Origin of the sequence: Herbaspirillum frisingense GSF30, from assembly GCF_000300975.2 — a bacterium.
Classification (GTDB): domain Bacteria; phylum Pseudomonadota; class Gammaproteobacteria; order Burkholderiales; family Burkholderiaceae_D; genus Herbaspirillum; species Herbaspirillum frisingense.
Window position 1 is genome coordinate 59,567 of sequence record NZ_AEEC02000027.1, and the last position, 7,330, is coordinate 66,896.

General features: G+C 63.4%; 5 protein-coding genes. All 5 read left to right on the forward strand.

Annotation, left to right across the window (positions count from 1 at the left end; all coding sequences use genetic code 11):
* Positions 1-367: 367 nt before the first annotated feature.
* Positions 368-1,135 (forward strand): GNAT family N-acetyltransferase, encoded by a 768-nt coding sequence (locus HFRIS_RS17530; protein WP_006464767.1) that lies wholly within the window; start codon positions 368-370, stop codon positions 1,133-1,135.
* On the forward strand, positions 1,132-2,022 hold the full coding sequence (locus tag HFRIS_RS17535) for a UDP-2,3-diacylglucosamine diphosphatase (RefSeq protein ID WP_006464768.1): 891 nt from the start codon (positions 1,132-1,134) through the stop codon (positions 2,020-2,022). Before HFRIS_RS17530 ends, HFRIS_RS17535 begins: the two co-directional genes overlap by 4 nt.
* Positions 2,023-2,066: 44 nt before the next feature.
* Positions 2,067-3,116 carry a glycosyltransferase family 4 protein gene (locus tag HFRIS_RS17540; protein WP_006464769.1) on the forward strand — a complete coding sequence of 350 codons (1,050 nt, stop codon included), beginning with the start codon at positions 2,067-2,069 and terminating at the stop codon, positions 3,114-3,116.
* A gap of 312 nt (positions 3,117-3,428) precedes the next feature.
* The gene (locus tag HFRIS_RS17545) at positions 3,429-5,423 is read left to right on the forward strand and encodes a methyl-accepting chemotaxis protein (RefSeq protein ID WP_006464770.1); all 1,995 of its coding nucleotides are present in this window, start codon (positions 3,429-3,431) and stop codon (positions 5,421-5,423) included.
* A gap of 410 nt (positions 5,424-5,833) precedes the next feature.
* Positions 5,834-7,330, forward strand: a 1,497-nt coding sequence (locus HFRIS_RS17550) for a methyl-accepting chemotaxis protein (protein WP_006464771.1), incomplete at its 3' end; no start/stop codon positions are given.

Sequence of the window (7,330 nt, forward strand, 5' to 3'; positions counted from 1 at the left end):
GTCATCGAAAGATTCCTTGGGGTGTTGCCCCGTTTCCTTACCCTCGCGCGTTCGCCTTGCCCCGATTGCGGAGGTCTCCTGGCGACGCTTTGTCACGCCATTGTAACGCTGGCGCGGCTCTTGTTGCTGCACCGCCAAAACCGCTGCAGAGGTCATGTGGGTGAAACAATCGCTGGTTAGTCTGTGCAGCGTTATCCCGGGGATATCGGCTGAATCTCGAAAATCGACAATAGATGTTTCGATTTCATTCTGGAGCAGCCGCACTTTTGGGGGGGTAGCGTCAGGTCGACAGGAACAAGCACTTATTTTTACCGGTTGCTTCCGATCACCTGACTTCCTCCTCACCCATCACCATAAAGGACAATGCATGAGACTGCTTACCATTCCTGCCGATGCCAATCCGAGTTTTGCCAAGCTCAATCTGAGCCTGGCCAGCACCCCGGAAGAAGTGCGCGAAGTACAGCGCCTGCGCTACAAGGTCTTCATCGAAGCGATGAACCTGTCGGCCCTGGCCAACCCCGAAGGCCTGGACAAGGATGAGTTCGACGACTACTGCGACCACCTGATCGTACGCGACAGCAAGACCCTCTCCGTGGTCGGCACCTATCGCGTCCTGAGCCCGCATGGCGCGCGCCGCATGGGCAAGTTCTACTCGGAACAGGAATTCGATCTCTCGCGCCTGGACAACATCCGTGGCGTCATCGCCGAAGCCGGCCGCGCCTGCATCCACCCGGACTACCGCAGCGGCGGCGTGATCATGATGCTGTGGGCCGGCCTGGCCGCCTACATGCGCAAGGAACGCTGCGAATACCTGATGGGCTGCGCCAGCGTCAGTCTGGCCGATGGCGGCCACAATGCCGCGGCGCTGTACCACGCCTTCCGCGAAAAGAACCTGGCGCCGCCCGACTACCGCGTCGCGCCGCTGCTGCCCTTCCCGCTGGAAGACCGCGAAGCCGGCATCGAACCGCAGATTCCGCCGCTGTTGCGCGGCTACCTGCGCAGCGGCGCCTGGGTCTGCGGCGAACCGGCCTGGGACCCTGATTTCCACTCGGCCGATTTCTTCCTGCTGCTGCCCTTGTCCAAGCTCGACAGCCGCTACGCCCGCCACTATCTGAAAGACTCGAGGGCCGCATGAAGCCACGCGAACAGTTCATGGAAAAAGCCCAGGGGCTGTTCGCCGACCTGGGGCCTGAGCACGATGCCGGTGACGACGAAGCGCGACGCGATCCGCTGCGCTTTCGCACCATCTGGATTTCCGACATCCACCTGGGTACCACCGGTTGCCAGGCCGAGCGCCTGCTGGAATTCCTGCGTGCCACCGAGTCCGATACCCTCTACCTGGTGGGGGACATCATCGACGGCTGGCAGTTGAAGCGTCGCTGGTACTGGGACCAGAGCCACAACAACGTGGTGCAGACGGTGCTCAAGAAGGCCAAGAAAGGTACCAACGTCATCTTCGTGCCGGGCAACCACGACGAAGTGATCCGCCAGTTCATCGACCTCGATTTCGGCGGTATCAAGATCCGTGACGAACTGGTGCACGTCACCGCCGAAGGCAAACGCATGCTGGTACTGCACGGTGACCGCTTCGATGGCGTCATCGCCTGCGCCAAGTGGCTGGCCTACGTGGGCGATTCGCTCTACACCATGATCCTCAAGTTCAACCAGTGGTTCAACAGCTGGCGTGCCCGTGCCGGCCTGCCTTACTGGTCGCTGTCGCAATACCTCAAGTCCAAGGTCAAGAACGCGGTGAACTACATCACCTCCTTCGAGGATGCCCTGGCCGACGAAGCCAAGAAGAAGGGCCTGGACGGGGTCATCTGCGGCCACATCCACAAGCCCGAGATCCGCGACATCGGCGGTGTCGTCTACTGCAACGACGGCGACTGGGTCGAGAGCCTGTCGGCACTGGTGGAAGACCCCGACGGCGCCTTGCGCCTGGTGACCTGGCAGGAAATCATGCAGCTCAAGCGGGCCGGCAAGGAAGCCCGCATGGCCGCACGCGAGCTGGCGACGGCCTGAAGCATCGAACCTGCTCCTGAAGTTTTACATTATTGAAACGATTTATGCGCATTGCCATCATCAGCGACGCTGGCGAACCCCAGGTCAACGGGGTCGTCAATACCCTGCGCTCCACCGTACGCTGCCTGCGCAGCTTCGGCCATGAAGTGCTGCTGCTGTCGCCGCGCGACTTCCGTACCTTCGCCTGCCCGACCTATCCCGAAATCCGCCTGGCCTACCAGCCCTACGCCCGCATCGCGGCCGCCCTGGAAGGCTTCCAGCCCGACTGCATCCACATCGCCACCGAAGGGCCCATGGGGCTGGCGGCGCGCCGCTACTGCCTGCGTCACAAGCTCAATTTCACCACTGCCTACCACACCCGTTTCCCCGAATACCTGGCCGCCCGCAAGCTCTTGCCCAAGGCCATCACCTATCGTCTGCTGCGCTGGTTCCATGGCCGCTCCGAAGCCATCATGGTGCCCACCCCGGCGATGAAGACCGCGCTGCAGGAGCAGGGCTTCCGCAACGTGGTGCTGTGGGGCCGCGGCGTGGATACCCAGCACTTCCGTCCGGCGGTGGAAGACCACGCCTGCATCGAGCGCCCGCTGTTCCTCTATGTGGGCCGGGTGGCGGTGGAAAAGAATATCGAAGCCTTCCTCAAGCTCGACCTGCCCGGCACCAAGTGGGTGGTGGGCGATGGCCCGCAGCTGGAAGAACTGAGCGCCCGCTATCCGCAGGTGCGTTTCCTGGGCGCCAAGGGACATGACGAACTGCCGGCCTACTACAACTGCGCCGATGTCTTCGTCTTCCCCAGCAAGACCGATACCTTCGGCCTGGTATTGCTGGAAGCCATGGCCTGCGGCATCCCCGTGGCCGCCTATCCGGTCGAGGGGCCGATCGACGTGGTCGACAATGGCGTCTCCGGCGTCCTGCGTCATGACCTCAAGCAGGCCTGCCTGCAGGCCCTGCAGCTGGACCATGAGGCGGTACGCGCCCATGCCGCCAGCCGCTCGTGGGAATCGGCCACCCAGCAGTTCCTGCAGCACCTGCACCTGGCGCACCGCGCGGCGCCGGGCAAGCCTGCCGCGATCAAGGCACTCGGCGAGACGCCCTGATCCGCCGCCGCGCCGGCGAGGCGGCGCGGCATCTTCCTTCCCTTCCGTTTTTCCCATTTCGTCCTTTTCGTTCTTTTCTTCCTTCCTGCTCCCGGTTTCCAAGCGAGCGATCTTTTTCAGCGTCCGCTCAACAGCGCAAGCTCTGCGGCAGCGCAGACCTTCCTGCGCTGTTGGAATGGAATTTGCTAAATCTCAAAAGTCCAGACTGCAGCTGGATTTACAGTTACGTCCGCAGTGGTTGGTGAGGGCTTCAGCATCCGCCGCCGCGAGATGGCAGAAGGGATAGGAAAACCAACAACAGGAGGGGGAGAGATGAAGACTGTGCTTGCCAATCTGCAACTGTGGCAGAAATTCGCATTGCTGGGTCTGTTGGGACTGGTGTTGTTCGGCGTGCCGACCACCCTGTACGTTCTCAGCACCGAACGCGTGATCCGCTTCAAGAAAGAGGAAATCGAGGGCGTCCAGCCGGTCAGGCGCTTACTGCGCAGCGTGCAACTGATGCAGCAGCATCGCGGCATGTCGGCCGTGATGCTCAACGGCGCCGCCGACATGGTGGCACCCCGCCAGGCCAAGGCGACGGAAGTGGACCAGGCCCTGCAGGCGCTGGCGCAGGCCATGCAAGGCATGCAGAAGAGCGATGCCCAGGCCGGCGCGCTGCTGCAGGCCCAGGTCCAGGCTTGGACCAAGGTGAGGGATGCAGTGGCTGCCCGTCAGCTGGCCGCGCCGGAAAGCTTTGCTGCCCATAGCGCCGTGATCGGCGCCTTGTTCGACCTCAACGAACGCATGCTCGATCATTTCCACTACACCATCGATCCTGACTTCGATAGCACCCAGCTGATCAACGCCGCCTTCATCGCCATGCCGATGCTCACCGAAGACCTCGGCCGGGCGCGCGCCCGTGGTGCCAGCCTGCTGCTCAAGAAGGACATCAAGCGCGAAGACCGGCTGGAACTGGTGGCCATGCTGGAGCGGGCGCAAGAGCGACTGCTGGTGGCCCGCCGGTCCTTTGCCAAGGGTGTGGCAGCCAATGCCGATATCGGTGCCCGCCTGGGGACGGTATTTGACAGTGCCAACCGGCTGGGGCTGGACGCCATCAAGCTGGCCCGCGAGCAGGTCCTGCTGCCGCAGGAGGTGAGCTATGCATCGGACGCCTATTTCAAGCAATTCACCCAGGCCATCGATGAGCAGTTCAAGGCCATCGGCGAGGCCACCGCAGTGCTGTCCACGCAACTCGATGCCCAGAATGCCGCCCTGCGCCAGCAACAGATGTCGGTGCTGGCGGCCATCCTGTTGCTGGCGGTGCTGGCCGCCTGGCTGGGCGTGATGATCACACGCTCGGTCACGCAGCCGGTGCTGGCCTCGGTGGACATGGCCAGGCGCGTGGCGGCCTATGACCTGACCGTGCACAGTGTCGTGCGCGGCCGTGACGAGACGGCGCAACTGCTGGGCTCCCTCAACAGCATGACCGGTAGCCTCGGCGGCATCGTGACCCAGGTGCGCAGCAGCATCGACCTGATGCAGCATGCCAGCGGCGAGATCGCCACCGGCAATGCCGACCTGTCGCGCCGTACCGAGTCACAGGCCTCCAGCCTGGAGGAGACCGCCAGCGCCATGGAGGAGCTGACCTCCACCGTCCAGAACAATGCCGACAATGCCCGCCAGGCCGACCAGCTGGCTGGCTCCGCCGCCCGTCTGGCCGAGCGCGGCGGGCAGGTGGTGGGCGACGTGGTGCAGACCATGGCCCAGATCAGGGAGAGTTCGCGGCGCATCGTCGACATCATCAGCGTCATCGATGGGATCGCTTTCCAGACCAATATCCTTGCCCTCAATGCCGCCGTGGAGGCGGCACGCGCCGGCGAGCAGGGGCGCGGCTTTGCCGTGGTGGCCTCGGAAGTGCGCTCACTGGCGCAACGCAGCGCCAGCGCCGCCAAGGAAATCAAGCAGTTGATCGGCGATTCGGTGGCCAAGGTCGATACCGGCGGCAGGCTGGTGGACGAAGCCGGCGTGACCATGAGCGAGGTAGTCGGGGCAGTACGCCAGGTGGCCGGCATCATGAGCGACATCACCCAGGCCAGCCAGGAGCAGAGTACCGGCATCAGCCAGGTCAACGACGCCATCACCCAGATGGAGGCCATCACCCAGCAGAATGCGGCATTGGTGGAGCAGGCGGCGGCAGCCTCGGAAAGCCTGCAGCAACAGGCGTCGCTGTTGCGCGAGGCGGTCGCGGTCTTTCGTACCGACCACGACAGTGCCCCTGTTCAGAGGGCACCTTTGGCGACGCGGCAGGTGGCGCTATCGGCAGCATGAGCACCTGGCGCTGAGCGCCTGACACCACGCCCGCCAGGAGCCCACGACGTGCGGTGGTTGAGGGGGCGTGGTCGCTTTTTCAACTATGCAAAAGAAACATGCGGGCATGCCGACAAAGCATTGGCTCGCCTGCATGGGCCTCTTCTAATATGCGCCACGCGCATTTCGTCCATGGCGTTCATTCTGTACATCCCGTGCGTCTGGCGCTGAAGCTCGCGTCGCCGTACGCCGGGGTGGCTGCGGCGCGATTTCACCATAACAAAACATCAACACGGTCGCGTTGCCGCTGCAGTGCAGGGCACGCGGCAGGCATGAATCATGCTGTAAATCTGCGCAGGGCGGGCTGCTCACCGGTGGCCGCCCCCATTTGCATCACCGTCTACGTTAGCGTTACAAGAAAGACATCATCCATGATTCAACGTCTCAAGATCGGCAGCCGCCTGGCGTTCGGTTTCTGCCTCATCCTGCTGCTGGCCACGGCGATCCTCCTGATTGGCCTGTGGCGCATGGCCGAGATGGAAGCCAGCAGTGAATACGTGATCGAAAAGAAGGTCACCGCCATGACCACCGCCATGCACATGCGCGAAGCCGGCAGCGAGATGGCCCTGGCCTTGCGCAAGGTGGTCACGCCCACCGATGCAGCCGAAGGCAAGGCCGAGGATGAACACCTGGGCCGGATCCTGCAGGCGTATGCCGGCTTCGAGAAGCAGATCACCGAACTGACCTCCAGTGGCCGTGGCAGGGAATTGCTGGCGGCCGCCAGCGGCGAGAGCAAGAAGCTGTTCCCCATCGTCGAACAGATCCGCCAGCAGGTCCTCAGCAACAATTACTTCGATGCGGCGCAGTTGCTGAAAAGCGATTTCCTGCCGGCCCACGAAAAGTGGATGAGCAGCGTGGGTGCGCTGGCCTCGTTCCAGCAGGACGACATGAAAGAAGCGCATGCCGACGCCAAGGACAGCTACCGCAAGGCGCAGATCGGCATGTTGCTGATGGGCGTGCTGACGCTGGGCCTGGGCTTCTTCTTCACCTTTGTCATCACCCGCTCCATCGTCAATCCGCTCAAGCGCGCCGGCAGCATTGCCGAGACCATCTCCAGCGGCGACCTGACCCAGGACTTCCACGATGATGGCCGCGATGAAGCCGCCCACCTGGTCAACGCCCTGGACGCCATGCAGACCAACCTGGCCACCACGCTCAACGAAGTCAAGGAAAGCGCCGCCGTCATCGCCGTGGCCTCGCACGAGATCGCACGCGGCAACGTGGACCTGTCCAATCGCACCGAGTCCCAGGCCTCCAGCCTGGAAGAAACCGCCAGCTCCATGGAGCAGCTCACCTCCACCGTACAGCAGAACGCGGAGAACGCACGCCAGGCCAACCAGCTGGTGCTGTCGGCCTCGGACTATGCCACCAAGGGTGGCCGCGTGGTCGGCGACGTGGTGGCCACCATGGGCTCCATCAAGGAAAGCTCCAGCAAGATCGTGGACATCATCGGCGTGATCGACGGCATTGCCTTCCAGACCAACATCCTGGCCCTGAATGCGGCCGTGGAAGCAGCCCGCGCCGGCGAGCAGGGTCGTGGCTTCGCGGTGGTGGCCTCCGAAGTGCGGGCGCTGGCCCAGCGCAGCGCCGCCGCCGCCAAGGAAATCAAGCAGCTCATCAGCGATTCCGTGGACAAGGTCGACACCGGCGGCAAGCTGGTCGATGAAGCCGGCGCCACCATGAGCGAGATCGTGTCTTCGGTCAAGCACGTGGCCGACATCATGGGCGAGATCACTGCCGCCAGCCAGGAGCAGAGCGCCGGCATCGCCGAGGTCAACAACGCCATTTCGCAGATCGACGAAATCACCCAGCAGAACGCCGCCCTGGTGGAACAGGCTGCCGCCGCCGCCGAAAGCCTGCAGGAACAG